The sequence below is a fragment of the Dankookia sp. P2 genome, assembly GCF_050632255.1.
In the GTDB taxonomy this organism is placed as follows: domain Bacteria; phylum Pseudomonadota; class Alphaproteobacteria; order Acetobacterales; family Acetobacteraceae; genus Paracraurococcus.
Genome location: NZ_CP192581.1, coordinates 2815662 through 2841721, shown reverse-complemented (window position 1 = coordinate 2841721; position 26060 = coordinate 2815662). Strand labels below are relative to the sequence as shown.

Annotated in this window: 24 protein-coding genes and 7 pseudogenes; 15 read left to right on the top strand and 16 right to left on the bottom strand. The window is 72.2% G+C overall.

The window, feature by feature from the left end:
* Window positions 1–157: 157 nt before the first annotated feature.
* Window positions 158–430 (top strand): hypothetical protein, encoded by a 273-nt coding sequence (locus ACQ86J_RS16810; RefSeq protein ID WP_431271994.1) that lies wholly within the window; start codon window positions 158–160, stop codon window positions 428–430.
* A 69-nt stretch (window positions 431–499) separates the two neighbouring features.
* Here ACQ86J_RS16810 and ACQ86J_RS16805 read toward each other — a convergent pair whose 3' ends face one another.
* Entirely contained in the window at window positions 500–1687 is a 1188-nt protein-coding gene (locus tag ACQ86J_RS16805; RefSeq protein WP_431271993.1) for a CynX/NimT family MFS transporter, read from the bottom strand.
* Between the two features lie 130 nt (window positions 1688–1817).
* Here ACQ86J_RS16805 and ACQ86J_RS16800 point away from each other — a divergent pair, with 130 nt between their 5' ends.
* The 8 genes and pseudogenes from ACQ86J_RS16800 (at window position 1818) to ACQ86J_RS16765 (ending at window position 9303) form a co-directional block, all read left to right on the top strand.
* Window positions 1818–2402: an NAD(P)-binding protein gene (locus tag ACQ86J_RS16800; protein WP_431271992.1), complete on the top strand. Its 585-nt coding sequence runs from the start codon at window positions 1818–1820 to the stop codon at window positions 2400–2402.
* A gap of 33 nt (window positions 2403–2435) precedes the next feature.
* Window positions 2436–3440 (top strand): flavin-containing monooxygenase, encoded by a 1005-nt coding sequence (locus ACQ86J_RS16795; RefSeq protein WP_431271991.1) that lies wholly within the window; start codon window positions 2436–2438, stop codon window positions 3438–3440.
* Window positions 3441–3445: 5 nt separating this feature from the next.
* A pseudogene (locus tag ACQ86J_RS16790) lies at window positions 3446–4198 on the top strand (alpha/beta fold hydrolase); the annotation flags it as partial.
* A gap of 104 nt (window positions 4199–4302) precedes the next feature.
* Window positions 4303–5223: a dimethylarginine dimethylaminohydrolase family protein gene (locus tag ACQ86J_RS16785; protein ID WP_431272433.1), complete on the top strand. Its 921-nt coding sequence runs from the start codon at window positions 4303–4305 to the stop codon at window positions 5221–5223.
* Window positions 5220–6617, top strand: a pseudogene (locus tag ACQ86J_RS16780) (FAD-binding oxidoreductase). Before ACQ86J_RS16785 ends, ACQ86J_RS16780 begins: the two are co-directional and overlap by 4 nt.
* Before the next feature lie 25 nt (window positions 6618–6642).
* A pseudogene (locus ACQ86J_RS16775) lies at window positions 6643–6966 on the top strand (hypothetical protein); the annotation flags it as partial.
* A gap of 49 nt (window positions 6967–7015) precedes the next feature.
* A pseudogene (locus tag ACQ86J_RS16770) lies at window positions 7016–7696 on the top strand (MFS transporter); the annotation flags it as partial.
* A gap of 213 nt (window positions 7697–7909) precedes the next feature.
* Window positions 7910–9303, top strand: a pseudogene (locus tag ACQ86J_RS16765) (phospholipase D-like domain-containing protein).
* A 144-nt stretch (window positions 9304–9447) separates the two neighbouring features.
* On the opposite strand, the gene ACQ86J_RS16760 reads toward ACQ86J_RS16765, so the two are convergent.
* The 5 genes and pseudogenes from ACQ86J_RS16760 to ACQ86J_RS16740 form a co-directional block, all read right to left on the bottom strand.
* On the bottom strand, window positions 9448–10581 hold the full coding sequence (locus ACQ86J_RS16760) for a TRAP transporter large permease (protein WP_431271990.1): 1134 nt from the start codon (window positions 10579–10581) through the stop codon (window positions 9448–9450).
* On the bottom strand, window positions 10502–10729 hold the full coding sequence (locus tag ACQ86J_RS16755) for a hypothetical protein (protein WP_431271989.1): 228 nt from the start codon (window positions 10727–10729) through the stop codon (window positions 10502–10504). The genes ACQ86J_RS16760 and ACQ86J_RS16755 overlap by 80 nt, the downstream gene beginning before the upstream one ends.
* On the bottom strand, window positions 10684–12267 hold the full coding sequence (gene dctP, locus ACQ86J_RS16750) for a TRAP transporter substrate-binding protein DctP (RefSeq protein WP_431271988.1): 1584 nt from the start codon (window positions 12265–12267) through the stop codon (window positions 10684–10686). The genes ACQ86J_RS16755 and dctP overlap by 46 nt, the downstream gene beginning before the upstream one ends.
* Before the next feature lie 45 nt (window positions 12268–12312).
* On the bottom strand, window positions 12313–13287 hold the full coding sequence (locus tag ACQ86J_RS16745; protein WP_431271987.1) for a dihydrodipicolinate synthase family protein: 975 nt from the start codon (window positions 13285–13287) through the stop codon (window positions 12313–12315).
* Between the two features lie 118 nt (window positions 13288–13405).
* Window positions 13406–13993, bottom strand: a pseudogene (locus tag ACQ86J_RS16740) (GntR family transcriptional regulator); the annotation flags it as partial.
* A gap of 104 nt (window positions 13994–14097) precedes the next feature.
* On the opposite strand from ACQ86J_RS16740, the gene ACQ86J_RS16735 reads away from it, so the two are divergent.
* The 4 genes from ACQ86J_RS16735 to ACQ86J_RS16720 all read left to right on the top strand — a co-directional run bounded on the left by ACQ86J_RS16735 (window position 14098) and on the right by ACQ86J_RS16720 (window position 15682).
* The gene (locus tag ACQ86J_RS16735; protein ID WP_431271986.1) at window positions 14098–14247 is read left to right on the top strand and encodes a hypothetical protein; all 150 of its coding nucleotides are present in this window, start codon (window positions 14098–14100) and stop codon (window positions 14245–14247) included.
* A 93-nt stretch (window positions 14248–14340) separates the two neighbouring features.
* The gene (locus ACQ86J_RS16730; protein WP_431271985.1) at window positions 14341–14736 is read left to right on the top strand and encodes a hypothetical protein; all 396 of its coding nucleotides are present in this window, start codon (window positions 14341–14343) and stop codon (window positions 14734–14736) included.
* Entirely contained in the window at window positions 14655–15395 is a 741-nt protein-coding gene (locus ACQ86J_RS16725) for an amidase family protein (RefSeq protein ID WP_431272432.1), read from the top strand. The genes ACQ86J_RS16730 and ACQ86J_RS16725 overlap by 82 nt, the downstream gene beginning before the upstream one ends.
* Window positions 15347–15682, top strand: coding sequence for an amidase family protein (locus ACQ86J_RS16720; RefSeq protein ID WP_431271984.1), 336 nt, complete (start codon window positions 15347–15349; stop codon window positions 15680–15682). Before ACQ86J_RS16725 ends, ACQ86J_RS16720 begins: the two co-directional genes overlap by 49 nt.
* A 3-nt stretch (window positions 15683–15685) precedes the next feature.
* On the opposite strand, the pseudogene ACQ86J_RS16715 reads toward ACQ86J_RS16720, so the two are convergent.
* The 10 genes and pseudogenes from ACQ86J_RS16715 to ACQ86J_RS16670 form a co-directional block, all read right to left on the bottom strand.
* Window positions 15686–16533, bottom strand: a pseudogene (locus ACQ86J_RS16715) (TauD/TfdA dioxygenase family protein).
* A gap of 270 nt (window positions 16534–16803) precedes the next feature.
* Entirely contained in the window at window positions 16804–17079 is a 276-nt protein-coding gene (locus ACQ86J_RS16710; protein ID WP_431271983.1) for a hypothetical protein, read from the bottom strand.
* A complete protein-coding gene (locus tag ACQ86J_RS16705) occupies window positions 17076–17369 on the bottom strand; it encodes a hypothetical protein (protein ID WP_431271982.1) in 294 nt (97 codons plus the stop codon). Before ACQ86J_RS16705 ends, ACQ86J_RS16710 begins: the two co-directional genes overlap by 4 nt.
* Window position 17370: 1 nt before the next feature.
* Complete coding sequence (locus tag ACQ86J_RS16700) at window positions 17371–18156, bottom strand: hypothetical protein (RefSeq protein ID WP_431271981.1); 786 nt, start codon at window positions 18154–18156, stop codon at window positions 17371–17373.
* The gene (locus ACQ86J_RS16695; protein WP_431271980.1) at window positions 18156–18872 is read right to left on the bottom strand and encodes a hypothetical protein; all 717 of its coding nucleotides are present in this window, start codon (window positions 18870–18872) and stop codon (window positions 18156–18158) included. Before ACQ86J_RS16695 ends, ACQ86J_RS16700 begins: the two co-directional genes overlap by 1 nt.
* Window positions 18869–20320: a proton-conducting transporter membrane subunit gene (locus ACQ86J_RS16690; RefSeq protein ID WP_431271979.1), complete on the bottom strand. Its 1452-nt coding sequence runs from the start codon at window positions 20318–20320 to the stop codon at window positions 18869–18871. The genes ACQ86J_RS16695 and ACQ86J_RS16690 overlap by 4 nt, the downstream gene beginning before the upstream one ends.
* Window positions 20320–20682, bottom strand: a complete 363-nt coding sequence (locus tag ACQ86J_RS16685; RefSeq protein WP_431271978.1) for a hypothetical protein — start codon at window positions 20680–20682, stop codon at window positions 20320–20322. Before ACQ86J_RS16685 ends, ACQ86J_RS16690 begins: the two co-directional genes overlap by 1 nt.
* Window positions 20679–20987: a hypothetical protein gene (locus tag ACQ86J_RS16680; protein WP_431271977.1), complete on the bottom strand. Its 309-nt coding sequence runs from the start codon at window positions 20985–20987 to the stop codon at window positions 20679–20681. Before ACQ86J_RS16680 ends, ACQ86J_RS16685 begins: the two co-directional genes overlap by 4 nt.
* 157 nt (window positions 20988–21144) lie before the next feature.
* The gene (locus ACQ86J_RS16675; protein ID WP_431271976.1) at window positions 21145–22104 is read right to left on the bottom strand and encodes a respiratory chain complex I subunit 1 family protein; all 960 of its coding nucleotides are present in this window, start codon (window positions 22102–22104) and stop codon (window positions 21145–21147) included.
* Between the two features lie 144 nt (window positions 22105–22248).
* Window positions 22249–24132 (bottom strand): proton-conducting transporter membrane subunit, encoded by a 1884-nt coding sequence (locus ACQ86J_RS16670; protein WP_431271975.1) that lies wholly within the window; start codon window positions 24130–24132, stop codon window positions 22249–22251.
* Between the two features lie 396 nt (window positions 24133–24528).
* Between ACQ86J_RS16670 and ACQ86J_RS16665 the strand changes: the two genes are divergently transcribed.
* Window positions 24529–25407: a TRAP transporter substrate-binding protein gene (locus tag ACQ86J_RS16665; protein ID WP_431271974.1), complete on the top strand. Its 879-nt coding sequence runs from the start codon at window positions 24529–24531 to the stop codon at window positions 25405–25407.
* 74 nt (window positions 25408–25481) lie between these two features.
* Window positions 25482–26030, top strand: a complete 549-nt coding sequence (locus ACQ86J_RS16660) for a TRAP transporter small permease subunit (RefSeq protein WP_431271973.1) — start codon at window positions 25482–25484, stop codon at window positions 26028–26030.
* Window positions 26031–26060 lie beyond the last annotated feature (30 nt).

Genomic DNA, 26060 nt, shown 5'->3' with positions numbered 1-26060 from the left:
CGGGGGCCGGAACCGGCCGCCGGGCGGAATTGTCCTGCCCCGCGGCAGGGCGCATCCGCGGGCCGTCGCGGCAGTGTCCAACGGGCCGCAAGGGATCGGTCACGCCGCGGCAAGCTTGGCTAGGCCAGGCTGGCGCGAACGGAAGGAGGCCCTGCCGATGCATCTCCGCACCCTGGTGATCGACCGCGACGACCCGGAGGAGCCCGGATTGCTGCTCCGCCGCTATGCGCGGATCGGCGTCTGCTGGGATCCAAGCCTCGGGGACTGGGCCTGGATGCGCTTCAACGCCGCCGGCCAGGCGCTGAGCCCGGTGGTCGGCCCCTTCCCGGCCAGCGAGGCGGCCTTCGAGGATGCCATGCTGAACCTGGGCGGGCGCTGGGAGGAGGCGGAGGCGCAGCCGGTGCCGGCGGAGGGCCTGGCCGGCGCCTGACAGGTTGCTCGGTTCGTTGCCGGCAAGGCGGAGGCACGCCCGGGCAGTGTCGCCCGGCGGCACTTCGCCTCAGCCAGCCGCCCGCTGCCGCGCCGCGACGCCCCGGCGGAACACCCAGAACAGCGGCAGCAGCGCCAGCACCAGCGCGGTGGCGAGCCAGAGCGGCGCGGCCGGGCTGCCAACGCGGTCCTGCACCCAGCCGGCCAGCGGCGGCGGCCCGGCATGGCCGGCATAGAGCCAGAGGAAGAACAGCCCCATCCCCAGCGCCCGGTCTTCTGGCCGCAGCGCCTGGGAGGGCAGCGCCATGATGACGCCGACCGGCAGCCCCATCACCAGCCCGGACCCGATCATCGCCAGGGCGGGCGGCCCGGTACGCGTCGCCAGCGCCAGCAGGCAGGCCGCCCAGCCGAGCGCGGCGATGGCGAGCAGCGGCCCCGGCCGGCCCCAGCGCTGCGCCAGCATCCCGCCCGCCTGGGCCGAGGCCACCACCAGCCAGGTCGCCGCCCCGGTCAGCAGGCCGATCTCGGCCGCACCCAGCCCGGCGGCGCCGAGATAGCTCGGCGCGAAGCCGACCATGATGGCGAAGGCGCCGTTGAGGATGCCCCAGAGGCTGCCTGCGATGCAGACCAGCGCCACGTCCAAGCGGGGAATCCGCCAGCTGCCCGCGGCGGCCGGTCCGGCCCCGTCTTTCGGATGGTCGTTCGGGTGCGGCCGATAGGCGAGCAGCAGCAGCGCCAGCGCCGCCAGTGCCGGCCCGGCGCCGGAGGCGATCACCGCCGGCCAGCCCGCCGCCCCGGCCAGCCCGCCTAAGCCCAGCACCGCCAGGCCGATGCCGATCGGGAAGGAGTTCATGAAGACCGCCATGGCCAGCACGATCTCCCGCCCGGCGAACCAGTCCGTCACCATCTTCGACAGCGGCACGCTGAGCAGCACCGCGCCGATGCCGGACAGCAGCCGCCCCGCGGCGAGGCCGGCGAAGCCGCCGGCGAGGCTGCCGAGCACGGCGCCTGCCGCCATCAGCAGCAGCCCGGCGAGCGCCACCCGGCTGTCGCCGAAACGGCGGCCGAGCGCGCCGGCCGGCAGAGCGATGAACAGGCCGGGCAGGAAATAGAGACCGATCAGCGTGCCGAGATCGGCATAGGACAGGCCGAGCCCGTCCACCAGCTGGGGCGAGGCGGCGGCCACCGACTGGAACTGGAAGCCGAGGCTGGTGCGCGCGGCCGTCAGGATGGCGAGGGCCCGCCAGCGATCTTCCATGGTTGCGACACCCCGATCCGCGGTTGCCGCCAGCCCATCATGCGCCGGGCGCGGCGGCAATCCCGCATGGCGTGACGCCGGCGGCAATCCATGATGAGCTTGGCGCAAGAACGACCGGAGGACCCCAGGAATGACCAGCAGCTCCACGACGCCTGCGCCGCTCGACGTGGCGGTGGTCGGCGTCGGCCTCGGCGGGCTCTATGCCCTGCACAAGCTGCGCGGCATGGGGATGACGGCGCGCGGCTACGAGGCCGGCAGCGGCATCGGCGGCACCTGGTTCTGGAACCGCTACCCCGGCGCCCGCTGCGACATCGAGAGCCTGGAGTATTCCTATTCCTTCTCCGAGGAATTGCAGAACGAGTGGCACTGGCCGGAGCGCTACGCGACCCAGCCGGTGATCCTGGACTACATCAACCACGTCGCCGACAAGTTCGACCTGCGCCGCGACATCCAGCTGAACACCCGCATCGCCGAGGCGCGGTTCGACGCGGCCGCGCGGCTCTGGACGCTGCGGACGCGGGCGGGGAGGCGATCCGGGCCCGCTACGTCATCATGGCGACCGGCAACCTCTCGACCCCCGCGTGCCCGACTTCCAGGGGATCGAGGAGTTCGGGGGCAAGTGGTACCACACCGGGCTCTGGCCGGCCGAGGGGCGTGGACTTCACCGGCCAGACCGTGGGCGTGGTCGGCACCGGCTCGACCGCCATCCAGATGATCCCGCGCATCGCCGCCCAGGCGAAGCACCTCTATGTCTTCCAGCGCACCGCGAATTTCCAGCCTGCCCGCCCGCAACGCGCCGATGGACCCAGGCGTCGAGGCCGACCACCGCGCCCGCTACGCGGAGCGGCTGGTCGATGCGCGGCAGACCGCCTTCGGCGTCTCCGGCGTGCCGATCCCGACGCAATCCGCCCTGGCGGTGTCCGAGGCGGAGCGGCGCGCCAATTACGAGGCGATGTGGGCGCGCGGCGGCACCATCCCGCTGCTGAACTGCTACAACGACTTCCTGGTCGACGAGCGCGCCAACGAGACCGCCGCCGAATTCGTGCGGGAGAAGATCCGCGGCATCGTCAAGGACCCGCGGACCGCGGCGCTGCTGACCCCGAACGACCACCCGATCGGCTCGAAGCGGCTCTGCCTCGATACCGGCTATTACGAGACCTACAACCGCGACAACGTCACGCTGGTCGATGTCCGCAGCGACCCGATCGCGCGGATCACCCCGCAGGGGGTGCGGCTGGCCAGCGGGACGGACTACGCGGTCGACAGCCTGGCCTTCGCCACCGGCTTCGACGCGATGACCGGCGCGCTGCGCGAGATCGACATCCGCGGCACCGAGGGCCAGGCGCTGGCCGAGGCCTGGGAGGGCGGGCCGCTGACCTATCTCGGCCTGATGGTCGCCGGCTTCCCCAACATGTTCATGGTGACCGGCCCCGGCAGCCCGGGCGTGAAGAGCCAGATGATCCATTCGATCGAGCAGCATGTCGACTGGATCACCGAATGCCTCGGCCACCTGCGGGCCAAGGGGCTGGCGACCATCGCGCCGACCGAGCAGGCCCAGGCGGAGTGGGTGGACCACGTCAACAAGGTGGCCGACCGCACGCTCTATCCGCGGGCGAATTCCTGGTACGTGGGCGCCAATGTGCCGGGCAAGCCGCGCGTCTTCATGCCCTATGTCGGCGGCGTCGCGGCCTATCGGCGCAAGTGCGACGAGGTCGCCGCGAAGGGGTATGCCGGCTTCGTGCTGGCGGATTGATCCCCATGGACCTGCGGCATGCGGAGGCCGATCTTGGCGAGGTCCGGTTGCACTACGTCACCGCCGGCGAGGGCCCGGCGGTGCTGCTGCTGCATGGCTGGCCGCAGAGCTGGCGGATGTGGGAGGCCATCATTCCCGGCCTGGCCACGCGCTACCGGGTGGTGGCGCCGGACCTGCGGGGCCTCGGCGACAGCTCCCGCCCTGTGGGCGGCTACGACAAACGGACGGTCGCGAACGACCTCTGGCGGCTGATGGCGGAGGTGCTGGGGGAGCGGCGCTTCTTCCTGGTCGGGCATGACTGGGGCGGGCCGACCGCCTTCTCCCTCGCCGCGCAGCACCGCGAGGCCGTGCGGCGGATGGCGATCTTCGACGCGCCGGTGCCGGGCGACGGCTCCCCGGTTTTCCACGCCGGCCGCTGGCACCACGGCTTCCACTGGGAGGACGGGCTGGCCGAGGCGCTGACCGCGGGGCGGGAGGAGATCTACCTGCGCTTCTTCTACCGCACCTTCGGCGGCAGGGCGGATTGCGTGCCGGAGGCGGCCCAGCAGGACTACATCCGCGCCTATACCCAGCCCGGCGCGATGCATGCGGGGTTCGAGTACTACCGCGCCATGCGCCAGGACGTCGCCGATAACGAAGCGATGCTGGCCCGCGACGGCAAGCTGCGGATGCCCGTCCTCTGCTACGGCGGCCCGCTCGGCCGCGGCCGAGGGATGGGGGCGATCGAGTCCTGGCGCCGGGTGGCCGAGGATGTCGGCGGCGGCATCGCCGAGGGCTGCGGCCACTGGATTCCGGAGGAGCGGCCGGACTGGGTGACCGCGCAGCTGCTGGATTTTTCGGAGAGGAGCCGGGCTGACCGGCCCTGGACCCCCGGCTATCTGGACGTTGGGCGGCGGGGCGCCCACTCTCGGCCCCATGCCGCCCCCTGGACCGTCAGCTCCGAGACCGGCCGCCTGACCGAGGTGCTGGTCTGCGCGCCCGACCACTACCGCTGGATCCCGACCAACGCGATCGCCCGGCGGACGCTGGCGGCGGGCAACCAGCCCGACCTGCAGGGGCTGCAGGCGCAGCACCGGGAGCTGGTCGCGGCGCTGGAGCAGGGCGGGGTGCAGGTGCACCACCTGCCGCCCGAGCCGCACCTCCCCTACATGGCCTATACCCGCGACAGCGTGGTGGTGACCCATCGCGGCCCCGTCCTCTGCCAGCTCGAGCGGCCGCAGCGGCGCGGCGAATACGCCCACCTGATCGACTGGCACGCCGCGCAGGAAAGCGGCTTCTGGCGGAAATCCTCGGCCGGGACGCTGGAGGGGGCGACATCCACATCCTCCGCCCCGGCCTCGCCGTCATCGGCGCCAGCGGCGGCCGGACCGACGAGGCGGGGGCGGAGCAACTCGCCGGCTGGCTGCGGGCGGAGGGCTGGGAGGTGCGCATCGAGCCTTTCGACGAGCATTTCCTCCACCTCGACGTGCTGTTCTGCCTGGCCTCGCCCGGCTTGGCGGTGGCCTGCCTCGACGTCCTGCCGGAGGATTTCATCGCCTGGCTGCGGGACCGGGGCATCCGCTGCCTCCCCGTCCCCTATCGCGACATGATGCGGCTGGGCTGCAACCTGCTGTCCCTCGGCGGGGATCGGGTTATATCGGCGGCCGAGAGCCGTGACCTCAACGCCGCGCTGCGGGCCGAGGGGCTCGCGGTGCTCGATCCCGCGCTCTCGCTCTTCACCGCCGGCGGCGGCGGCCCGCACTGTCTCACCTGCCCGCTTGCGCGGGACGAGGAAACGTCATGAACACCATCGCCCCCCGCCCCGTGGACGCCGTGATCGCCGCGGTGCGCGCGATTCCTCGGCGACCGGCTCTCCACCGCCCAGGCGATCCGCGAGCAGCACAGCCGCGGCGAGGACCAGACCCCGCCGACCCTGCCCGATGCCGTTGCCTTCGTGGAGACCACGGAGGAGGTCAGCCCGCATCCTCGCCCTCTGCCACCGGCACGAGGTCCCCGTGGTCGCCTTCGGCGCCGGGACCAGCCTCGAGGGCCATGTGAACCCGGTGCGGCGCGGCATCTCGCTCGACCTCTCCCGCATGACCGCGGTGCTCGAGGTCAACCCCGAGGACATGGACTGCCTGATCGAGCCGGGCGTGACCCGGCAGCAGCTGAACGACTTCCTGCGCGACCAGGGCATGTTCTTCCCCGTGGACCCCGGCAGCGTCTGCACCATCGGCGGCATGTGCGCCACGCGGGCCTCCGGCACCAATGCCGTCCGCTACGGCACGATCCGGGAGAACGTGCTGGGGCTCGAGGTGGTGCTGGCCGATGGCCGGGTCATCCAGACCGGCGGCCGGGCGCGCAAGGGCGCCAATGGCTATGACCTGACGCGCCTGTTCATCGGCTCCGAGGGTACGCTCGGCGTCATCACCAAGATCCGCCTCAGGCTGCACGGCATCCCGGAGGCGATGTCCTCCGCGGTCTGCCAATTTCCCGACCTGGAATCGGCGGTGAACACCACCATCGTCACCATGCAGTCCGGCATCCCCGTGGCGCGGATCGAGCTGATCGATGCCGACCAGATGGAGGCCTGCATCAAGTACTCGAAGCTCGAGGGCCTGCGCGCCACCCCGACGCTGTTCCTGGGATTCCACGGCACCCATGCCGCGGTGAAGGAGCAGGCCGAGGGCGTCGAGGCGATCGCCGTGGATTACGGTGGGGAGGGCTTCTCCTGGGCGACCGACACCGAGACGCGCACGAAGCTCTGGCAGGCGCGGCACGACGCCTATTGGGCTGGCATCAACCTGATTCCCGGCTATCGCGGCATCACCACCGATGTCTGCGTCCCCATCAGCAAGCTGGCCGAGGCGATCCTCGGCGCCAAGGCGGATGCCGTGGCATCGGGCTTCACCACCTGCATCGTCGGCCATGTGGGCGATGGCAATTTCCACCAGATCATCCTCTTCGACCCGAACGACCCGACCGGGCTCGACCGCGCCTGGGAGCTCGACCGCAAGATCGTCGCGCGCGGCCTGGCGCTGGGTGGAACGTGTTCGGGCGAGCATGGCGTGGGCCTCGGCAAGCGCGAGTTCCTCGAGATCCGAGCACGGCGCCGAGGCGCTGGCGGTGATGCGCGGCATCAAGGCGAGCCTCGACCCGAAGGGCATCCTCAACCCGGGCAAGATGTTCCGGAACTGAACGGCCAAGGCGTCCAAGAATAATCATGGGGGGAACGGTGCCGCGCTTCCGCGGCCCCGAGCTGCCGATCCTGGCGCTCACCTTGGGGCATGTCTTCTCGAACGCCGTGCGCACGCTGCCGGCGATGGCGGCCGATGTCCTCTCGCGCGACCTCGGCCTGACGCCGGAGGCGCTGGCGGCGCTGACCGGCGCCTTCCCGGCCGCCTTCGCGCTCGCCATGGTGCCGGTCGGCGTCGGGCTCGACCGCTGGGGCGTCCGCCGCACCGCGCTGGTGCTGCTGGCGATCGGCGCCACCGGCTGCGGCCTGGCGGCGCTGGCGGGCGGGCCGCTCGGCATGCTGGTCGCGCAATGCGTGCTCGGCATCGGCTGCGCCGGGGCGCTGATGTGCCCGATGACCTATGCCGCCCGCCCGCGCCATGGACGGGCATCGCTTCGCGCTCTGGTCCGGCATCATCCAGGCCTTCGGCAATTGCGGCATGCTGCTGAGTGCCTCGCCGCTCGCGCTGCTGGTGGAATGGCAGGGCTGGCGGGCGGGCTTCCTCGCCTCCGGCGCGCTCGCGCTGCTCGCCTTCGCCGCGGTCGCCGCGACGGTGCGGCAGCCGCCCCCTGTGCGGCAGGGGCATCGCTCGATCTGGCAGGATACGCGGGAGATCCTGGCGATCGCCGCCTCGCCGCGGCTCAGGGCGCTGATGGTCATCGCCTTCGCCAGCTTCGCCGTGGTGCTCGGCGTGCGCGGCTTGTGGGGCGGGCCCTGGCTGATGGAGGCGAAGGGTCTGTCGCGCGTGCAGGCCGGCAACGTGCTGCTGCTGGTGGCGGTGGCGCTGGTCGCCGGACCGGCTTTGGCGGGCGTGGTGCAGCGCTGGGTCGGCCGGCCGGTGGCGCTGCTGGCCGGCAGCCATCTGGTGGTTGCCGGGCTGGTCTTCCTGATGGTGGGCGGCGGGCCGGGCGGCTGGCTTTCCTCGGCGCTCGGGCTGCCTGTCCTGCCGGCCAGCTTCGACGCCACTGTCATGGTCGCCTTCGGTCTGGTGATCTCCTTCCAGATCCTGGTCTTCGCCCAGGTCCGCGCTGCGGTGCCGGCGGACCAGACCGGGCGGGCGCTCTCGGCCAACAACATCGCCTTCTTCGGCGGGGCGGCGGTGCTGCAGGCGGTCTCGGCCTCGCCGCCGGCTGGGGCGGTGTGGGCGCCGCGCTCTCGACCTTTGCGATTGCCCTGGTGGTCTGCTCGCTCGGCTTCCTCTGGCTCAGGCGGCGGGCGGGCGACTGATCGCGGGATGTGGCAGGGTGGCCCGGCCATGACGCTGACCACCATCGCCCTGACCGCCCTGCATGTCGCGCTCTCGGCGCTGGTGACCGCGCATGCGCTGCTGCGCAAGCGGGATGTCGGCAGCGCCATCGGCTGGATCGGCCTCGCCTGGCTGTCGCCCTTCCTCGGCAGCGCGATCTATGCCCTGTTCGGCGTCAACCGCGTGCGCCGCCGCGCCGGCACGCTGAGCCGGCCGGAGGGCGGGCATGACGCGGCCGGGCACCCGGCGGCGGCCGGGGACAGCCTGGCGGCGGCGCTCGACCGCAGCGGCCAGCGGCTGACGCGGCGCGCCGCGGCGCCGGGCAATGCGGTGCTGCTGCTGCGCAACGGCGACGAGGCCTATCCGCGCATGCTGGCCGCGATCGAGGCCGCCACCGCGCGCATCGGCCTGTCCAGCTACATCTTCCGCGACGACGCCGCCGGCGCCCCTTCATCGAGGCGCTGGTCGGCGCGCATCGCCGCGGCGTCGATGTCCGGGTGGTGATCGACGGCATCGGCGGCGGCTATTTCCGCTCTCCGGCCTATCGCCGGCTGCGGCGGGCGGGGGTTCCGGCGGCGCGCTTCATGCACGCGCCGCTGCCCTGGGACATGCCCTGGCTGAACCTGCGCTCGCACAAGAAGATCCTGGTGGTGGACGACCGCATCGGCTTCACCGGGGGCCTGAACATCGGCGCCGAGAACCTGGTGCTACGCGACCCGGACGATCCGGTGCGCGACACGCATCTCGAATTCCGCGGCCCGGTGGTGCGGCGGCTGGCCGCGGCCTTCGATGCCGACTGGTGCTTCGCCAGCGGCGGCCGGCACTGGCATTTCGACGCGCCGGCCGAGCCCGGCCCGGGCGTGGCGGCGGCACGGGTCATCACCTCCGGCCCCGACCGCGACATCGAGAAGATCGAGGCGACGATGCTGCAGGCGGCGGTCTGCGCGCGACGGTCGATCGTGGTGATGACGCCCTATTTCCTGCCGGACCACCGGCTGGTCTCGGCGCTGGCGCTCGCCGCGATGCGGGGCGTGGCGGTGGACCTGGTGGTGCCGGCGCGCAGCAACCACCGCCCGGTGGACTGGGCGATGCGCGCGCATGTCGCGCCGCTGCTGCAGGCAGGCTGCCGCATCTGGCTGAACCCGCCGCCCTTCGACCATTCGAAGCTGATGGTGGTGGATGGGGAATGGAGCCTCGTGGGCAGCGCCAATTGGGACATGCGCAGCCTGCGGCTGAATTTCGAGCTGGATGTGGAGATCTACGATGCGGCGGTGGCGGCGGAGATCACCGCGCGGATCGGCGCCGGGCAAGGGCGGCGGCTGACCACCGAGGCGCTGGCGCGGCGACCGCTGGCGGCGCGGCTGCGCGACGCGGCGATGCGCCTGGCGCTGCCCTACATCTGAAAAGGATTGGGGAGGGAAACAGGTGTTCCCTCCCCAAGCCCCACCCTTCCCTTTTGTGGGTCGGGTGGCCGCGCGGCGGATGCCAGACTCGGAGAAATAGATGAGGGGCCTGGGGGAGAATACCTTCTCCCCCAGTCTTTCCTTCTACCGGAACGCCGCCGGCAGCCAGAGCGACAGCGCCGGGATATAGGTCACCAGCCCCAGCACGATCAGCATGGCGACATAGAATGGCCCGCTATGCTTGGTCGCATCCCACATGCTCACCTTGCCGACCGCGCAGGCGACGAAGAGCGCCGGCCCGACCGGCGGGGTGATCAGCCCGATGCCGAGGTTGACGATCAGCACGATGCCGAACTGCACGGGGTCCATGCCCAGCGCCTTCACCACCGGCAGGAAGATCGGCGTGCCGATCATGATCAGCGGCGCCATGTCCATGAAGGTGCCGAGCACCAGCAGGATGACGTTGATCAGCAGCAGCGTCATCACCGGGTCCTCGGTGATCCCGCGCATGAAGGCGACGGTCTGCGCCGGCACCTGCAGCAGCGCCATCAGCCAGCCGAAGGCGGTCGCCGTGCCGATGATCAGCATGACCATCCCCGTGGTCCGCACCGCGCCGCCGACCGCTTCGGTGAAGCCGGCCCAGCCGAGGCTGCGATACACCAGCACCGTGACCAGCAGGGCGTAGATTACGGCGACGCAGGCGCTCTCCGTCGCGGTGAAGATGCCGCTGCGGACGCCGGCGAAGATGATGACGATCAGCATCAGCCCGGGGATGGCGCCGACCACCAGCCGCAGCAGCGCGCCCCAGCCGGGGAAGGCCTCCCGCGGGTAGCCGCGCTGGATGGCGACCAGCCAGGCCACCACCATCAGGGTCAGCATCATGACGATGCCGGGGATGATGCCGGCGGTGAAGAGGTCCGCCACGCTGATCGCCCCGCCGGCGGCGATGACATAGAGGATCATGTTGTGGCTGGGCGGGATCAGCAGGTCGATCAGCGCCGCATTGGCGGTGATGTTGACGGCATATTCCGGCGCGTAGCCGCGCGCCTTCATCTGCGGGATCATGACGCCGCCGACCGCGCTGGCATCGGCGACGGCCGAGCCGGAGACGCCGCCGAAGAGCGTGGCGGCGACGATGTTCACCTGGCCGAGGCCGCCGCGCAGGTGCCCGACCATGGCGGCGGCCAGTGCCACCAGCCTATCGGCGATCTGGCCGCGCAGCATGAGGTCGCCGGCGAAGACGAAGAAGGGGATGGCCAGCATGGAGAAGACGTTCATGCCCGACGACATGCTGCTGGAACACCACCACGGGCGGCAGGTCCATGTAGAAGACGGCGGCCAGCGTCGCGCCGCCGAGCGCGAAGGCGACCGGCGTGCCGATCAGCAGCAGCAGCGTGAAGCTGCCGAGCAGGACGGTGAGTTCCATGTGTCCCGCTCCCTCAGGCGTCGGTCAGCAGCGTGTGTTCCGGCATGCCGGCCGGCGCCTCCCCGGTCACGGCATGGGCCAGCAGCCGCTCCAGCCCGAACAGGGCGATGAGCACGCCGCCGAGCGCCAACGGCAGGTATTCCACCGTGCCGGGCAGGCCCAGCGTCGGCAGCGTCGCGTCCCAGACCTCGAGCGCCAGGTCGGCGCCGTAGACGGCCATGGCCAGGCCGAAGACGGTGACGACGAGGTCGGACAGCACCTTGAAGAGGCGCGTCAGCGGCGCCGGCAGCAACGTCGCGCAGCGTGTCGAAGCCCATGTGGAAGCCTTCGCGCACGCCGGCCGCGGCGGCGCCGAGGATGACCCAGCCGAGCAGCAGCAGGGCCGAGGCTTCCGCCCAGGCGGGGGTGTCGTTCAGCACGAAGCGGCCGAAAACGCCCCAGGCGACGATCGCCACCATCGCCACCATCGCGACGCCTGCGAGCAGGATGGCGGCGCGGGCCAGCAGGGCAGCGGCCCCGCCGACGCCGCGATGCAGGGCCCGCATGATGCTCAGGCCGCCCGGATGCGCTCGACCAGCGCCTTCAGCTTGGCGTCCTTGACGAACTGGTCGTAGACCGGCTGGGTCAGCTTGGCGTAGGCGGCCTTGTCGGCCTCCACCACCTGGGCGCCGCCGGCGACTGACCTTCGCCAGCGCCTCCTCCTCCATCGCCACCCAGAGCTTGCGCATGTGCGGCACGCTCTCCTTCGCCGCGGCGCGGATGATCTCCTGGTCGGGCTTGGCCAGCTTGTCGTAGCTGCGCTTGCTCATCGCCAGGATCTCGGGCGAGAGGCTGTGGTCGGTCTTCGTATAGAACTTCGCCACCTCGAAGTGGCGGGAGGTATAGTAGGTCGGCACGTTGTTCTCGGCGCCGTCCACCACGCCGGTCTGGATGGCGGAGTACACCTCGCCGAAGGGCAGCGGCGTCGCGTTGGCGCCGAAGGCGCGCATCAGCGCCACCCACATGTCGGATTGCTGCACCCGGACCTTGAGGCCCTTCAGCTGCTCGGGCTCCTGCACCGCGCGGGGCTTGGTGTAGAAGCAGCGGGCGCCGCTGTCGTAGTAGGCGAGGGTGATCAGGCCGTGCGAGGCGGTGTCCTTGCCGATGTCCTCGCCGATCGGCCCGTCCATGACCTTCTGCATGTGCGCGGTGTCGCGGAACAGGAAGGGCAGGCCGACCACCAGCGTCGCCGGCACCAGGTTGTTGAGCGGCGCGGTGTTGACGCGGGTGAAGTCGATGACGCCGAAGCGGGTCTGCTCCAGCGTGTCCTTCTCCTCGCCCAGTTGGCGGGAATGGAACATCTGGATCTTGATGCGCCCGCTGGTGCGCTCCTCGACCAGCTTGCCCATCAGCTTCACGCCCTCGATGGTCGGGTAGCCGTCGGGGTGGATGTCGGCGGCGCGCAGCGTGATGCCCTGCGCCGCGGCGCGGTTGGCGATCCAGGGGGCGGCGAGCGCGCTGCCCAGGATGGCGCGGCGGGATGCGGTGATGATGGTCATGGACTGTTTCCCTCCCTGCGGGGCGGTCTTGTGCCGCCCCGATCGTCACAAACTGCTATAGCAGATGGCAGAAGGCGCCGGAAGCACCTTGTCGGCTACTCCGCCGCGGCGCGCTGCAGCAGGCCCCAGCCGGCCAGCAGGTCGCGCAGCGCGGCGGCCGAGCCTCGGCGGCAGCGGCCAGGCGGCCGGCGCCCGCGCCGCGCCGACATCGATGCCCGACAGCGTCAGCGCCGCCTTCACCACGGCCACGTTGGCGCCGTTCTGCTCCTCGGACCGTAGCGCCTCGAAGGCGTGGATCGCGGCGATCTCCGCATTGGCCCGGGCGAAGTCGCCGGCCCTGAGCGCCTGCAGGATCGCCACCGACTTCTCCGGCACCAGGTTGATCAGGCCGGAGGTGAAGCCCTGCGCGCCCAATGCCGTCATCGGCGGCGCCCAGGGCTCGGCCAGGCCGCAGATGAAGGAGACCTCCGGGCCGGCGCGGCGGATCGCCTGGGCCAGCACCATGACGTTCGGCGTCGCCCATTTGACGCCGACGACGCCGGGCACCCGGCACAGCGCCTCGATCGCCGGCAGGCCGATACCGTCGTTGCGGAGGTAGAGCACCACGGGCAACCCGGCGGAGTCCGCGATGCGCGAGACATAGGCGACGACGCCGCGCGGCGCGACGAAGGGGTCGGGCGGCTGGTGCACCATGATGGCGTCGGCGCCGTCCGCCCTGGCGCGGCGGGCCAGCGCCGTCGCCTCCCCGATGCTGCGGCCGACGCCGGCGACCACCGCGGCGCGGCCGGCGACCAGGCCCGGGACCTCGGCCTGCATCCGCTCGGCCTCGGCGAAGGAGAGGCCGTAGAACTCGCCCGTATTGCCGTTGACGGTCAGCGCATCGACCCCCGCCGCGGCGGCGCGGGCGATAACTGGGGCGAGGCGGGCCGGGGCGATCCGGTCCTCGGCATCCATCGGCGTCACCAGGATGCCGGAGATGCCGGTCAGCGCGGCGCGGACATGCTCGGTCGACAGGGTCATGGCGTGCGCTTCCTTTTCGGCACGGGGGCAGCAGGCCGCCGACCTCGAGCGAGCGCAGCACATGCGCCCGCATCCGGCCCTCGGCCGCATCGAGGTCCCTGGCCTGCAGGGCGGCCAGGATCGCGGCATGTTCGCGCAAGGCGCGGGGCAGCTCCTTCGGCGTCGCGTTCAGCGCGCGGACGCGGCCGAAATGGTCATAGGCGCGCAGCGCGGCCAGCGAGCGGATCAGGAAGAGGTTGCCGGTCGCCTTGTGGATCAGCGCGTGGAAGCGCTCGTTCGCCTCCGAGACCAAGCTTCGGGCTTCCCCGCCGCCGTGGCGTCGCGCATCGCCTGCAACTGGGCGTCCAGCGCGTCTCAGCGCCTCGGCATCCGCCCGGGCGGCGGCCAGCGCCGCGGCGGCGCCTTCCAGCGCGGCGCGGATGCGGCCCATCTCGGCCTGCCGCTCCGGGCCGAACTCGGCCACCACCGTGCCGCGCCGCGGCAGGGTGACGACCATGCCGTCCTGTTCCAGCCGGCGCAGCGCCTCCCGCACCGGCCGGGCGGAGATGCCGAGCGCGGTGGCGAGGCTGCGTTCGGAGATGCGGCTGCCCGCGGGCAAGGCGCCCTGGACGATGGAGTCGCGCAGCCGGCGGTAGGCGCGCTCGGCCAGCGAGAGCGTATCCTCCTCGGCCAGCCTTTCGACCTGATGGGGTGCGGCGGCACTCATGCGAACTGCCATAGCAGATGGCAGTCAGGGTTGGAACCCACGCTGTCGTGGGAACCCTCCGCGCCGGCTTTGGCTTATCCCGCCAGGCAGCACGGGAGGCAGCCATGAGCGAGAATGGTGCGGGCGACCCGCCCGACCCGGATGAGGGCTTCGCCCTGTGGGAAGGCTGGATGTTCGGCGCGGTGATGTTCGACCCGGCGGCCGAGCACGTCGCGCTCTTCCCGCCGGCGAACGACAACGAGGGGGAAGGCTGAGGCCGCCCGGGGCGGCCGCGCCAGGCGCGTGAATCGCCCGGCCCGCTTTCGCCCCATCTTGCCCGGCGGGCCGGTCCCGGCCAGCATCCCCCGATGCAGCATATCGCCGACGCCGCCGCCGCCCTGGCCGCTGGCCGCATCTCCGCCGCCAGCCTGGTCGATGCCGCCCTGGACCGCATCGCCGACCCCTCCGGCGAAGGGAGGCGCGCCTTCACCGCCGTGCATGCGGACGCCGCCCGCGCCCAGGCCCGGGCCATCGACGCGCTGCGCCATGCCGGCCGGGCGCCGAGCCCCTGGGCCGGCATCCCGGTCACGGTGAAGGACCTGTTCGACGAGCATGGCCACCCGACGCGCGAGGCTCCGCCGTGCTGCGCGATGCGCCGCCGGCGGCGGCCGATGCGCCGGCCGTGGCGCGGCTGCTGCGGCAGGGCTTCGTCGTCATCGGCCGCACCAACATGGTCGAATTCGCCTTCAGCGGCCTCGGCGTGAACCCGCATCACGGCACCCCGCTCAGCCCCTGGGACCGCGCCACGGGCCGGCTCTCGGGCGGCTCCTCCTCGGGCGCCGGGGTGGCTGCCGCCGACCACATGGGCTTCGGCGGGCTCGGCACCGATACCGGCGGATCCTGCCGGGTGCCGGCGGCGCTCTGCGGCGTGGTCGGCTTCAAGCCGACCGCGCGGCGGGTGCCGCTGGAGGGCGTGCTGCCGCTGGCGCCCTCGCTCGACCTCGGTCGGGCCGCTGGCCCGCAGCGTCGCCTGCTGCGCCCTGCTGGATGCGGTGATCAGCGGCGAGGAGCGGCCGCAGCCGCTGCCGCATCGCGGCGTCGCCGGGCTCAGGCTCGGCCTGCCGCGCGGCACCTTCCTGACCGAGGACCAGGACGTGACCGTCGCCGCCGCATTCCAGCGCGCGCTGGCGCGGCTTTCGGCGGCCGGGGCGCGGATCGAGCTGTTCGACATCCCGGAACTGGCGGAGCTGCCGGCGGTGAACGCCGCCGGCGGCTTCGCCGCGAGCGAGGCCTGGGCCTGGCACCGCAAGCTGGTGGCCGACAAGGCGCATCACTACGACCAGCGCATCCTGGCCCGCATCCGGCGGGGAGCGCATGTCGGCCGCCGACTACATCGACCTGCTGGACCACCGCGCCCGGCTGATCGCGGCGGTGGCGAAGCGCACGTCGGAATTCGATGCCGTGGTTTCGCCGACCTGCCCGATCATCCCGCCGACCCTCGCCGAGGTGGAGGCCGAGGCCGAGTACAACCGCATCAACATGCTGCTGCTGCGGAACACCGCGGTCGGCAATTTCCTCGACCGCTGCAGCATCAGCCTGCCCATCCACCGGCCGGGCGAGGCGCCGGTCGGGCTGATGCTGACCGGCGAGGCGATGGCGGACCGGGCGCTGCTGGCCACGGCGCAGGCGGTGGAGGCGGCGCTGGCCTGAGCGTCAGGCGGGCACGTCGCCCGCCAGCGTCACCCGGTGCATCACCCGGCGGAAGCCGTGGTAGTCGTTGACCGGGTTGTGCAGCACGCAGCGATTGTCCCAGAAGGCCAGCGCGCCGGGCGTCCAGGAAAAGCGGCAGGTGATTCCGGCCGCACCTGATGCGCATACAGGTAGTCCAGCAGCGGCGTGCTCTCGGCCACCGTCATGCCGGCGAAGCGCAGGGTATGGCCACCATTCACATACAGCGCGCGGCGCCCGGTTTCCGGATGGGTCCGCACCACCGGGTGCTCGACCTCGTAGACGCGCTTCGCATCCGCGCGGGCGGTGTCCTTCAGCCGGTCCTCCCGCGTCTTGGTCACGTCCGCCTTGGCGCTGCTGTTCACCGCGCGCAGCGGGTCGAGCAGCCGCCGCATCCCCGGCGACAGGGCCTCGTAGGCGGCGTATCCGCTGGCGAAGAGCGTGTCGCCGCCATGGGGCGGCAGCTCGCGCGCGATCAGCATGGTCGCCATCGGCGGCTGGTCGAGATAGGCGGTGTCGCTGTGCCACAGCCCGCCGAAGTCCACCGTCTCGGTCTCGAGCTTCACCACCGGGATGACCTCCGGCGCCTCGGCCAGCCCCTTGATGAAGGGGTATTCCACCACGGCGCCGAAGCGGCGGGCGAAGGCCGCCAGCGCGGGCGCGTCCAGGTGCTGCTGGTCGCGGAAGAAGACCACGCCATGGTCCAGCCAGATGCCGCGGAGTTGCGCGATGGTGCCGTCGGGCAGGTCGGGCGAGAGATGGATGCCGCCGATCTCGGCACCGACCGCGCCGGAAAGCCGCCGCACCGTCAGCGGCCGCGCACTGCCATCCATCGGTTTCCTCCATTTGGTTCTTCGCCACAGATTCAGCTGCGCGGCGGCAGTGGAACAATGCATGCGGGCGTACCGGATTGCGCCAATGTAAGCGCGCTCACATGTCCTGTTGAGATGCTGTACGGGATGCTGTCCTTGTCGTCCTGAAGCCCTTTCGGGGTTCGGACGGACGGCGTTCGGTGGGGCTATTTCCCGGCAAGCCGCCACCAGACTGGTAGCCTTCGGGCCACCGACGGGCCGGCTGGATGCGTCCGGCCGGCCCGGTTCTTTTCAGCCCGCCTCGGCCTGCCGCGGCTTCGCCGGCAGCTGCGCCTCCAGCAGCGCCAGCAGCCCTTCCAGCAATTGCGTCGGCGTCGGCGGGCAGCCGGGAATCACCAGGTCCACCGCCACCGCCTCGCCGATCCCGCCCAGCACGGCGTAGCTGCCCTTGAAGACGCCGCCATCCACCGCGCAATCGCCGGCCGCGACGATGAAGCAGGGCTCCGGCGTGCAGTCCCGCGTGCGCAGCAGGGCCTCCTGCATGTTGCGCGTCAGCGGCCCGGTCACCAGCAGCACATCGGCATGGCGGGGGAGGCGACGAAGCGCAGCCCGAAGCGCTCGAGGTCGTAGACCACGTTCTGCAGCGCGTTGATCTCCAGCTCGCAGCCGTTGCAGCTGCCGCAATCCACCTGGCGGATCGACAGGCTGCGGCCGAGCCGGGCCTGCGCGCTCTCCTCCAGCCGGTCGCGCAGCGCCTGCACCACGCCCTCGGCGACCGCCGGCGCCGGGTCGGTCACCGGCGTGCCGAACAGGCCGCGCGCCAGCTGCGGCCACAACAGGCGCTTGAAGGGCTGCATGCTAGAGGTCCACCCCGCTGTAGGAACAGTTGAAGCTCTTGTTGCAGAGCGGGAAGTCGGCGACGATGTTGCCCTCGATCGCGGCCTCCAGCAGCGGCCATTGCAGCCAGGAGGGATCGCGTGGGAAGGCCGCCCGCACCAGCCCGCCATCGTCCAGCGCGACCCAGTGCAGGCACTCGCCGCGGAAGCCCTCGACCAGGCCGAGTCCCTCGCCGCCGCGCTGCGGCAGCGGCCGCTGCAGCTCGCCGTCCGGCAGGGCGGCCAGCAGGGCGCGGAGCAGGCGGATGGCCTCGTCTATCTCGGCGATGCGGATGCGGACGCGGGCATCGACATCGCCCTGCGCCAGCACCGGCACCACCGGCGGCAGCGTGTCGTAGGGGGCGTAGGGAGCGGCGGCCCGCGCATCGAAGCCGCGGCCGGAGGCGCGGCCGACATGGCCGCCGGCGGCGAAGCGGGCGGCCAGCGCGGGCGGGACGATGCCGGTGCCGACCACGCGGTCCTGCAGGCTGGCATGGCCCTCATAGACCGAGAGCAGCGCCGGGATCGCGTCCTCCACCACCGCCAGCGCCGCCAGGATCGCCGCCGCCCCGCCGGGCGTGAGATCATCCGTGACGCCGCCGGGGACGACGCGGTCCATCATCAGCCGGTGGCCGAAGGCCGCTTGGCAGGCGCGCAGCACGGCCTCCCGCAGCGCGCCTGCCCGCGCATGCGGCCAGGCGAAGGCGGCGTCGTTGCAGACGAAGCCCCAGTCGTTCAGGTGGTTGTGGATCCGCTCCAGCTCGCCCATCACCCCGCGCAGCGCCAGGGCGCGGGGGAGGGCGGCGCCTCCAGCGCCTGCTCGACGGCCATCGAGAAGGCCCAGGCATGCGCGACCGTGCTGTCGCCCGAGAGCCGCGCGGCGAATTTGGCGGCGACCCGCACCGGCTTCCCGAGCATCAGCCCGACATGCCCCTTGTGCAGGTAGCCTAAGCGCTCCTCCAGACGCGCCACCGTCTCGCCCTGGACGTGGAAGCGGAAGTGGCCCGGCTCGATGATCCCCGCATGGACGGGGCCGACCGGGATCTGGTGCACGCCCTCGCCCTCGACCGGGAGGAACACCGGCTGCGGCACCGGATAGGGCGCCGCGCCCGGCCGGGTGGAGAGCGGCGCGGTGCTGGGCCAGCGGCCATGGTCGAGCCAGGGGCGGAGATCGACCGCGCCTTCCGCGACATGGCCCCAGAGGTCGTGGATCATCCGCTCGAAGCGGACCGCGCCGGGCCGCGCCGGCGACAGCGCGGGATAGCGGCCATCCGGCGCGGGACAGGAGACGAGGTGCGGCGCGCCCTCCGCCCATAGCGCGGCATGGATCATGCCGGGATCGGCCCAGAGCGCGAGCAGCTCGGTGGTCTCCTCCTGCGCCAGGTCCTCGGCCAGCGCGCCCCATTGCGGCCGGGTCAGCAGGAAGCGCGGCACCGGGCGGCAATCCTGCGGCGAACCGCGGCGGAGCAGGTCGAGCACGCTCATCCCGGGATCCTCGCGGCGGCGGCCAGCAGGGCGGAAAGCGGGGCCGGCAGCGCGGCGCCCAGGGCCAGGGCGAGGCCGAGATGCAGCCAGATCGGCCCGAGCGTGGTGCGCTCGGTCCAGGCCGCCGGCGCGTCCGCGCTGTCCGGCGTCGGGTCGCCGAGGCAGAGCGCCTGCAGCATGTGGACCTTGGCCGCCGCCGCGGTCAGCAGGCCGAGCCCGAGCGGGGCGATGAGCCACCAGCGGGTCGCCGCGGCCTCGGTCAGCAGCAGGAACTCGCTGGCGAAGAGCGCGAAGGGCGGCAGCCCGGCGACGGCGGCGATCGCCAGCGCCAGCGCCCAGCCGAGCCCGGGATGCGAGGCGACGAGCCCGCCGATATCCGCGACCTTCTGCGAGCCGCGGAGCTGCGCCGCATGACCGATGCCGAAGAAGACCGCCGACTTCACCAGGGAATGGCCGAGCATGTGCAGCAGCCCCGCCAGGTTGGCCGTCGCGCCGCCGAGGCCGAAGGCGAGCGCCGCGAGGCCCATATGCTCGATGCTCGACCAGGCGAAGAAGCGCCGCGCGTCGCGCCGCCGCCACAGCGCGAAGGCCGCCAGGGTGAGCGAGGCGAGGCCGAAGGCGACCAGGAAAGGACCCGGCGCCACGGTGCCGGCATGCGCGCCGACGATCGCCTTGGCCCGCAGCACCGCATGCAGCGCGGCGTTCAGCAGCAGGCCGGAGAGCACGGCGGAGATCGCGATCGGTCCCTCGGCCTCGGCATCCGGCAGCCAGGAATGCAGCGGCACCAGGCCGGCCTTGGTGCCGTAGCCGACGAGGAGGAAGACGAAGGCGAGGTTGAGCACGCCGGGGTCGCAGCGCTCGGCCAGCCCGTAGAGCACGGTCCAGGACAGGCCGCTGTCGCCATGGCCGACGAAGGGCTGCGCCGCCAGGTACAGCACGATGGTGCCGAACAGCGCCAGCGCGATGCCGACGCCGCAGAGGATGAACAGCTTCCAGGCCGCCTCGATCGCCGGCGGGGTGCCGTGGACGGCGACGATCAGCACGCTGGCCAGCGTCGCAATCTCGATCGCCACCCACATGACGCCCATGTTGTCGGCCAGCAGCGCCAGCGCCTGGGCGCCCATGAAGACCTGGAAGGCGACGTGGTAGGCGCGCAGCCGCAGCACGTCGAAGCGTTCGGCGGCGATGGCGCCAAGCGAGAAGACCGCGGTGGTCAGCCCGATCAGGAAGGACAGCACCACCAGCGGGGTGTTCAGCGCATCGACATGGGTCCACCCCTGGATGCCGCCAGGATGCGCCAGCAGGAACAGCGACAGCACGAAGCCGGCGGCCGAGACGGCGATGTTGGCGAGCGCCGCGGGCCGCTCGCGCGGCAGCGCCACCAGCAGCAGCGCGCCGGCCCAGGGCAGGAAGACCAGGGCCCAGGGCAAGGGGAAGCCGCCGGGCATCAGGGGCTCTCCCCGCGATGGCGCTCGAGGAAGCCGATATCGACCGTGTCGAAGCGTTCGCGGATCTGGAAGACGAAGACGCCGCCCACCACCAGCAGCATCATCACCAGCGCGGCGGTCGAGAGCTCGACCACCAGCGGCATGCCGGCGACGCCGACCGCGGCCAGGATCAGCCCGTTCTCCATGGTCATCAGCCCGACCACCTGCAGGATGGCGTTGCGCCGGGTGATCATCATCAGCATCCCGAGCAGCACGACGGACAGCGCCAGGGCCAGGTCCTCCCGCGCGATGGCGCGGACGCCGGCGGTGATCGGCAGCACCACCAGGATAGCCAGCGCCACCAGCGCCACGCCGGCGATCATGCTGGGGCCGACGCCGAAGGCCGTCTCCACCGTCCGGTGCAGGTCGAGCCGGCGCAGCAGGGTGCGCAGCGCGAGGGTATCAGCACCGCCTTGGCGGCGAGGGCGACCAGGGCCGTGAGGAAGAGCTGCGGCGCCTCCTGCACCACGCCCTGCCAGGCGGCGGCGGCGGCGAGGATGGCGCCCTGCAGCGCCAGGGTGTTGATCACCGCGCCGACCCGCCGCTGATAGAGCAGCATGAAGGACAGCAGCAGCATGCCCCCGCCGAGGAGATGCGCGACGTCGTAGGGGAGCTGGCCGAAGGTCACCGTGTCATGCCCTCAAGCGCGTCGTGCCGTAGGCACGCCTCCGGCGTGGCGCGCGCGCATCCGCGCGCTTGGCTCGCCGGACTTCCGGCGGCGCGCAGAAGCGCGCCCAGCCCGCCGCGCGGGCTGCAACTCCCGGTTCGCTGCCAGGCAGGCGCCATCACGCCAGCCCCGTCGAGACGAACAGCAGGGCCGCCGCCAGCAGCGCCAGCAGCAGTGCGGCGCCGAGGAATTCCGGCACCCGGAAGACCCGCATCTTGGCGATCGCGCTCTCGAACCCGGCCAGGCCGAGGCACATCGCGCCCATCTTCAGCAGCCAGGCGGCCAGCCCGCCCAGCCAGGCCAACGGCCCGCCCGCCTCCGGCGCCGTGCCGAAGGGCAGGAAGACGGCGACCAGCAGCGACAGCCACAGGGTCAGCTTCAGCGCCGCCTGGTACTCCCACAGCGCCAGGTGCCGGCCGCTGCTCTCCAGCAGCATCGCCTCGTGCACCATGGTCAGCTCCAGGTGGGTCGCCGGGTTGTCCACCGGGATGCGGGCATTCTCGGCGATCGCGACCGCCAGCATCGCCATCGCCGCCAGGCCGAGCGAGACCCGCAGGCCGAGCGCGCCGTCGCGGAAGGTCGCGGCGATCAGGTCGAGATTGGTGGTGCCCGCCAGGATGGCGAAGGTCAGGATGCAGAGCAGCAGGGCCGGCTCGGCGAAGGCGGCGAAGCTCATCTCCCGCGCCGCGCCGAGCCCGCCGAAGGCGGTGCCGACATCCATGCCCGCCAGCGCCAGCGCCATGCGGCCGAAGGCCAGCAGCCCGGCCAGCAGGATCAGGTCGGCCAGCGGCGCGAAGGCCATCCCCCGCGCGAAGCTCGGCACCAGGGCGATGGCGAGGAGGCAGGCGGCGAAGCCGGCATAGGGCGCGGCCTCCGAGACGATCGAGGCGTTCTCGGCGAGCACCGGCGTCTTGCGCAGCAGCTTGTCGAGGTCCCGCAGCGGCTGCAGCGGGGAGGCGCCGCGCCGGCCCATCATCCGCGCCTTCAGCCAGCGCGTCACGCCGACCACCAGCGGCGCCGCGGCCAGCATCAGCCCGACATGCAGCACCTGCGTCAGGATGGCGCCGAAGGTCTCCATCTCAGCCCGCCTCCAGCCAGGCCAGCAGGGCCAGCAGCCCGACCAGGGCGGCGAAGCTGAGCGAGAGGCATTGCCGGATCGTCAGGTCGCGCAGCCGCTCCGCCCGCGCCGCGATGCGGTCGCGCAGCGCCGCGGCGGGGGCGATCAGCAGCGGGGCGGAGGGATCCTCGAAGCCCGCGGCATAGCGGCCGGCGCGGGTCTCCCCGGGCGCGGCATGTCGACGCTCTCATGCGCCCGCAGCAGCGGCACCCCCAGCATGCGGCGCAGCGGCTGGGCGATGCCGCCGGGCGAAGGCTGGGTCAGCGGGTCGCCGAAGGGGCCGAAGGGCGGGTCGATGAAGCCGCAGTTCCAGACCGGGCCGCGCTGCGTGGCCTTGGGCGACCGCCGCCGGACCAGCAGCGCCACGCCGAGGAAGGCGACCGCCAGCAGCAGGGCGACGGCCAGCGGCGCGTAGCCGCCGGCGCCTTCCCCGGCGGTCAGCCAGGCGCCGCGCGCCGGGGCCTCGGCCGGGCGGCCGGTCAGCACGCGCAGCGCCGGCGCGGCCAGGCCGAGCAGCACCCCGGGAAACAGGCCGAACAGCAGAGTGAGCCCGGCCGGCAGCAGCAGGGCGGCGCGCTCGAGCGCCGGGACCTCCTCCGCCCCGGCGCCGCGCGGGCTGCGGGGACGGCCGAGGAAGACCAGGCCGAACAGCCGCAGCATCGCCGCCGCCGCCAGCGCCGCGGCCATGGCGGCGAGCGCCGCGGCGGCGGCGGTGATGACCTGGAAGCCGATATCGCTGACCCGCCAGCCGGCCAGCAGCGACTGCAGCAGCAGCCATTCCGAGGCGAAGCCCGAGAGCGGCGGCAGCGAGGCCGCGGCGGCGGCGCCCACCAGGGCGCAGCCGGCGGTGACCGGCATGGCATGGATCAGCCCGCCGAGCCGGTCGAGCCGGCGGCTGCCCGCGCCGTGCAGCACCGAGCCGGCGACGAGGAAGAGCAGGGTCTTGAAGATGCCGTGGTTCAGCGCGTGCAGCAGCGCGGCGCCCGCCGCCAGCGCCGCCAGCGGGCCAAGATCCGCGCCGCGGAAGGCCAAAGCGAGGCCGAGGCCGAGCACGACGAAGCCGACATTCTCGATGGTCGAGCAGGCCAGCAGGGTCTTTGTGTCGTCCTCGAGATTGGCCCGCAGCGCGCCGAGCAGCGCCGAGCCGGCGCCGAGCACCAGCAGCGGGATGCCCCACCAGGAAGGCTGGGCCGGGCCACAGAGGTCGAGCAGCAGCCGCGCCAGGACATAGAGCGCGACCTTGGTCATGGCGCCCGACATCAGCGCCGAGACATGGCTCGGCGCCGCCGGATGGGCCAGCGGCAGCCAGGCATGGAAGGGCACCAGGCCGGCCTTGGCCCCGGCGCCGGCGAGGCCGAGCGCGAGGACGGCGCCCGCCAGCCAGCCCTCGGGCGGGGCGGCGCGCATCGCCTCGAAGGTGATGGCCCCGGCATTCCCGGCGAGCAGGCCGAAGGCTGGCACCAGGCAGCCGCCGGCCAGCAGCGCGAAGATCAGGTAGAGCCGCGCCGCGGCGCGGTTCTCCGGCTTCGCGTGGTCCGCCGCGACCAGCGCCCAGGAGGCCAGCGACATCAGCTCGAAGCCGAGCAGCAGGACGAAGGCGTCGGTGGCGGCGAGGGTCAGCGCCATGCCGGCGAGGAAGAGCGGGAAGGGGGCAGGGTCCGCGGCGGGGGCAAGTCCCCCTTGGGCGGATGGCCGAGGGCGAAGAGCGCGGCGCAGGCGCCGGTGAGGCCGAGCAGCAGCAGGAACCAGGCGGAGAGCCCGTCGAGCCCGAGCCGGGCCGGCGCCCAGGGCGGCCCGAAGGGCAGGTCCAGGGGCCCCGGCCGGGGCGCCGCCGATGAGGGTGGTGAGCGCGATCGCAACAAACCCGACCGCCACGATCAGGCATCCGCCATGGACGAGTTGCCCAGCCTTCGGATGGCGGCCCAGCGGCACCGCGAGGGCGCCGAGCAGGACCAGGACCCCGAGGCAGAGGGCGAACGCCGTCAGCACGGCGGCTGGAGTCGGAGTGTCACGGGCGCGAGTGTAACCCCCGGGCCCGAGCGGCGCGAGAGCCACAGGCGCGTGCCGAGTCGAAACACACCCTTAACTTTCCAGCACCGGGAGTTTAGGTACGCGCCTGCGGCTCCCGCTTGGGAGGCGCCAGGGAGAATCACGCTACCATGGACCGTCGCGGTTTCATCGCCGGCGGGACCCTTCTCGGGTCCGCCGCGCTGGCTACGCCCGCCCTTGCCCAGGGCACGCTGCCGGAGATCCGCTGGCGCTGCGCCTCCTCCTTCCCCAAGTCGCTCGACACCATCTACGGCGCCGGCGAGCATGTGGCGAAGCGCGTGGCGGCGCTGACCGATGGCAAGTTCCAGATCCGCGTCTTCGCGGCAGGCGAAGCTGGTGCCCGGCCTGGCGGTGGCGGACGCGGTGCAGGGCGGCACGGTCGAATGCGCCCATACCGCCAGCTACTACTTCGTCGGCAAGGACCCGACCTTCGCCTTCGATGGCGCCGTCCCCTTCGGCATGAACATGCGCCAGACCAGCGCCTGGCTGAATGCCGGCGGCGGGCGCGAGCTGCTGAAGGACTTCTTCGCCAGCTACAACATGGTCTCCCTGCCCGCCGGCAACACGGGCGCGCAGATGGGCGGCTGGTTCCGCAAGGAGATCCGCACCGTCCAGGACCTGAACGGGCTGAAGATGCGGATCGGCGGCTTCGCCGGCAACGTGCTGCAGAAGCTCGGCGTGGTGCCGCAGCAGATCGCCGGCGGCGACATTTATCCCTCGCTGGAGAAGGGGACGATCGATGCCGCGGAATGGGTCGGCCCCTATGACGACGAGAAGCTCGGCTTCCAGCGCGTCGCCCCCTTCTACTACTACCCCGGCTGGTGGGAGGGCGCGCTGAACCTGTCCTTCTATGTCGGCAAGGCGAAGTGGGAGAAGCTGCCGCAGCAGTACAAGGACGCGCTCGAGAGCGCCTGCCGCGACAGCACGATCGAGACCATGGCGAAGTACGACGTGCAGAACCCGCAGGCGCTGCGCCGCCTGGTTGCCGCCGGCACCCAGCTGCGCCCCTTCCCGCGGGAGGTGATGCAGGCCTGCTACAAGGCGGCCTTCGAGCTCTACGACGAGACCGCGGCGAAGAACGAGAATTCCAGGAAGGTATACGAACCCTGGAAGGCGTTCCGCGACAGCCAGTTCCAATGGTTCCGGGTTGCCGAGAGCACATTCGACAATTTCGTTTACTTCATGCACGCTCAGGAACAGCAACAGCGCCGCTGAGACGCTGGAGAGGTTTTCGCGCGGCCTGACCCCGCCCCCGGCGGGGCCAGGCACCTGGGAGGATAAGGTCAGAGATGGGTCCCCTGCTCGCCTTCAGTCGCGGCGTGGACAGGCTGAACGCCGCGGTCGGCAAGCTGGCCGACTGGGCGGTCCTGCTTGCCTGCGGCATCTCCGCCGGCAACGCCTTCATCCGCTACGGCCTGTCCTACTCCTCCAACGCCTGGCTCGAGGTGCAGTGGTACCTGTTCGGCGCCACGGTGATGCTGGGGGCGTCCTACACGCTGTTCCGCAACGAGCATGTCCGGGTCGACATCCTCTACAGCAACATCTCGGACCGGGCGCGGCTCTGGGTCGACGTCTTCGGCTTCATCTGCTTCATGCTGCCGGCGGTCACCCTGCTGGCCTGGATGACCTGGCCCTTCTTCGTCGACAGCTTCGTCCGCAGCGAGGGCTCCCCCAATGCCGGCGGCCTGCTGCGCTGGCCGGTGAAGCTGCTGCTGCCGGTCGGCTTCTTCCTGCTGTCGCTGCAGGGCCTGTCCGAGCTCATCAAGCGCATCGCCCTGCTGCGCGGCGTGCGGCCGGATGCCGAGGTGGTGGTCGAGTACCACCGGCCCGAGCAATGAGGATGGATACCGGGCGGAAGCCCGCCGACC

Excerpts from the sequence above, each read along its gene's own strand:
- ACQ86J_RS16810 (WP_431271994.1), top strand. The coding sequence starts at position 158 with ATGCATCTCCGCACCCTGGTGATCGACCGCGACGACCCGGAGGAGCCC.
- ACQ86J_RS16805 (WP_431271993.1), bottom strand. The coding sequence starts at position 1,687 with ATGGAAGATCGCTGGCGGGCCCTCGCCATCCTGACGGCCGCGCGCACC.
- ACQ86J_RS16800 (WP_431271992.1), top strand. The coding sequence starts at position 1,818 with ATGACCAGCAGCTCCACGACGCCTGCGCCGCTCGACGTGGCGGTGGTC.
- ACQ86J_RS16795 (WP_431271991.1), top strand. The coding sequence starts at position 2,436 with ATGTCTTCCAGCGCACCGCGAATTTCCAGCCTGCCCGCCCGCAACGCG.
- ACQ86J_RS16760 (WP_431271990.1), bottom strand. The coding sequence starts at position 10,581 with ATGAACGTCTTCTCCATGCTGGCCATCCCCTTCTTCGTCTTCGCCGGC.
- ACQ86J_RS16755 (WP_431271989.1), bottom strand. The coding sequence starts at position 10,729 with ATGGAACTCACCGTCCTGCTCGGCAGCTTCACGCTGCTGCTGCTGATC.
- dctP (WP_431271988.1), bottom strand. The coding sequence starts at position 12,267 with ATGACCATCATCACCGCATCCCGCCGCGCCATCCTGGGCAGCGCGCTC.
- ACQ86J_RS16745 (WP_431271987.1), bottom strand. The coding sequence starts at position 13,287 with ATGACCCTGTCGACCGAGCATGTCCGCGCCGCGCTGACCGGCATCTCC.
- ACQ86J_RS16735 (WP_431271986.1), top strand. The coding sequence starts at position 14,098 with ATGAGCGAGAATGGTGCGGGCGACCCGCCCGACCCGGATGAGGGCTTC.
- ACQ86J_RS16730 (WP_431271985.1), top strand. The coding sequence starts at position 14,341 with ATGCAGCATATCGCCGACGCCGCCGCCGCCCTGGCCGCTGGCCGCATC.
- ACQ86J_RS16720 (WP_431271984.1), top strand. The coding sequence starts at position 15,347 with ATGTCGGCCGCCGACTACATCGACCTGCTGGACCACCGCGCCCGGCTG.
- ACQ86J_RS16705 (WP_431271982.1), bottom strand. The coding sequence starts at position 17,369 with ATGCAGCCCTTCAAGCGCCTGTTGTGGCCGCAGCTGGCGCGCGGCCTG.
- ACQ86J_RS16700 (WP_431271981.1), bottom strand. The coding sequence starts at position 18,156 with ATGGGCGAGCTGGAGCGGATCCACAACCACCTGAACGACTGGGGCTTC.
- ACQ86J_RS16695 (WP_431271980.1), bottom strand. The coding sequence starts at position 18,872 with ATGAGCGTGCTCGACCTGCTCCGCCGCGGTTCGCCGCAGGATTGCCGC.
- ACQ86J_RS16690 (WP_431271979.1), bottom strand. The coding sequence starts at position 20,320 with ATGCCCGGCGGCTTCCCCTTGCCCTGGGCCCTGGTCTTCCTGCCCTGG.
- ACQ86J_RS16685 (WP_431271978.1), bottom strand. The coding sequence starts at position 20,682 with ATGATCGCCGGCGTGGCGCTGGTGGCGCTGGCTATCCTGGTGGTGCTG.
- ACQ86J_RS16675 (WP_431271976.1), bottom strand. The coding sequence starts at position 22,104 with ATGGAGACCTTCGGCGCCATCCTGACGCAGGTGCTGCATGTCGGGCTG.
- ACQ86J_RS16660 (WP_431271973.1), top strand. The coding sequence starts at position 25,482 with ATGGGTCCCCTGCTCGCCTTCAGTCGCGGCGTGGACAGGCTGAACGCC.